The organism is Lutibacter sp., assembly GCF_041555395.1.
Lineage (GTDB): Bacteria > Bacteroidota > Bacteroidia > Flavobacteriales > Flavobacteriaceae > Lutibacter.
Genome location: NZ_JBFFKM010000117.1, coordinates 1 through 2,004 on the forward strand (window position 1 = coordinate 1; position 2,004 = coordinate 2,004).

General features: G+C 36.6%; 2 protein-coding genes. Both read left to right on the plus strand.

Going from position 1 to position 2,004, the window contains the following annotated elements; all coding sequences use genetic code 11:
• Nucleotides 1-238 precede the first annotated feature (238 nt).
• Nucleotides 239-1,057, plus strand: a complete 819-nt coding sequence (locus ABY285_RS12550) for a prephenate dehydratase (RefSeq protein WP_372770575.1) — start codon at nucleotides 239-241, stop codon at nucleotides 1,055-1,057.
• Nucleotides 1,057-2,004: pyridoxal phosphate-dependent aminotransferase (locus ABY285_RS12555; protein ID WP_372770577.1), on the plus strand; the 948-nt coding region annotated here is incomplete at its 3' end. The genes ABY285_RS12550 and ABY285_RS12555, both read left to right, overlap by 1 nt.

Consider the following 2,004-nt stretch of genomic DNA (forward strand, 5'->3'; position numbering starts at 1 on the left):
AATTTTATTGTTATTTTGGCAATAGTCATTATTTTTAGCTAAAAAAATAGTGTTCTTTTAATTTTATTGTATAGATTTGCCCTTCAATAAACAATGATGACAACAAATAACACTTGGAATAGCTTCTATTTTTACTTTTATTTTACCAATAAGAGATGAGGCTTCGTATGTGTTATTTTAACAAAAATAAATAATAAAGTCTCGAAAAATTTCGAGGCTTTTTTTTTGACCAAAAATTATGAGGGTAGCAATACAAGGAATTAAAGGATCATTTCATCATATAGTGGCCGAGGCATATTTCGGAAAAAACATCAATCTGGTCGAGTGTATGTCATTCAGTGAAATGCCCAATTTGTTGCATAACAAAAAGGCGGAGGTCATTGTTATGGCCATTGAAAATTCTATAGCGGGTGCCATTTTGCCAAATTATGCCCTTATTGACGATCATAAATTAACCATCTGCGGAGAGTTTTACTTGCCAATTCACCACAATTTAATGGCCTTGGACGGACAAAAAATGGAAGATATCACGGAGGTGTATTCACATCCTATGGCCTTGTTGCAATGTCATAAATTTTTTAACGACTATCCGGGCATTAAATTGATTGAAGATACAGATACCGCTGCGGTGGCTAAAAGAATTCAGGATAACAAACTCATGGGCGTTGCTGCAATTGCGAGCAGTCTTGCTGCGGAAATCTATAACCTGGAAATCATTGCACCCGAAATACAGACCATTAAAGACAATTCTACCCGGTTTTTTATTTTGACAAATGCGGAAAGTAAAAAAAGCGTTTCGGCGGATAAAGCTTCCATTAAATTTATCACAAGTAACGATACTGGCAGTTTGGCTGAAGTGTTGACCATTTTGGCAAAGCACCATTTAAACCTTTCCAAAATTCAATCGATGCCGGTGATTGATACTCCCTGGAAATATGCATTTTTTGCCGATTTTATTTTTGACAACTATGCCGATTATTACCACGCCATAAAAGAAGTGAAAGAGAAAACAGAAGCTTTAAATATATTGGGAGAATACAGTAAAAATAAAAGATAATGATACAAAAAGCGAACAGATTAAATGATGTAAAGGAATACTACTTTTCCAAAAAATTGCGGGAAGTGGCCGCCTTGCGGAATGAAGGGAAGCCAATCATCAATCTGGCCATCGGAAGTCCCGATTTAGATCCGCCTGTAAGTGTAATTGAAGCAATTAAAAATGCCATGCAATTGCCAACCGCTCATCAGTATCAAAGTTATCAGGGCATTCCTGAATTGCGGGAAGGCATCGCAAATTTTTACAAGACTCATTTTAAAGTTTCGTTAAATCCTGCCAATGAAATTCTGCCTCTAATGGGGTCAAAAGAAGGGATTATGCACATTTCTATGGCTTTTTTAAATGCAGGCGATAAAGTGTTGATTCCAAATCCGGGTTATCCTACCTACGAATCCGTAACAAGATTGCTGGAAGCAGAACCTGTTTTTTATGACTTGCATCAGGAAACTAATTGGTTGCCAAATTTTGAAGAAATTGAAAAGCAGGACTTAAGTAAAGTGAAAATCATGTGGGTAAATTATCCGCATATGCCAACAGGCGCGATGGCTTCTAAAGAAGATTTTAAGCAATTGATTGCCTTTGGGAAAAAGCACAACATTTTAATTGTGAATGACAATCCGTATAGTTTTGTATTGAATGACAATCCGATAAGCATCATGGAAGTGGAAGGCGCAAAAGAAGTGGCTATCGAACTGAATTCATTGAGCAAAACATTCAATATGGCCGGATGGCGTGTTGGAATGGTGGTAGGTGATGCCGAAATTATTAAAACGATATTGGCGGTGAAAAGCAATATGGATTCCGGGATGTTTTTCGGAATTCAGAAAGGGGCAGTAGCAGCTTTAAAACTTTCGGATGACTGGTTTTTACAGCAAAATGAAATCTATAAAAATAGACAAAAAGCCGTACGGGAAATTTTTGACGCTTTAGGATGTACTTATAATAAA